The sequence below is a fragment of the Pseudomonas sp. AC463 genome (assembly GCF_979253585.1).
In genome coordinates this window covers 1-264 of sequence record NZ_CEEDDZ010000715.1, presented here as the reverse complement: position 1 = coordinate 264, position 264 = coordinate 1, and the positions used below count along the sequence as shown (strand labels likewise).

The following is a 264-nucleotide window of genomic DNA, read 5'->3' as shown; positions in this document are numbered from 1 at the left end:
CTTCTCGTGCAGGCGCCCGGCAGCGGCGACGGCAGAGGGTGCTGCAGTATGGTGGATCTTCAATCCCTCCTGACCGTTGTCCAGATTGAACAGCAAAAGGATTTCCAGTTCGGCGACCAGTTCGGCGGTAAATGCCATGGTGACTCCTGCCTGTTGTTGTCGTACACGGCGTCTGCCGTGGGCTCCGGGGGTGTCTGGCGCCCCGCAGAGCAAGTGTAGTCAAGCTGGCGTCAGTTCGCCGGGGCGTGTTGCCATCGATCGAGA

Annotated in this window: 1 protein-coding gene; it reads right to left on the bottom strand. The window is 61.4% G+C overall.

Features of this window, described 5'->3' with window-relative positions:
• The coding region (locus AC0IYH_RS32070; protein WP_471838340.1) for a TIGR02647 family protein at window positions 1–138 on the bottom strand (138 nt) is incomplete at its 3' end.
• Between the last annotated feature and the right edge of the window lie 126 nt (window positions 139–264).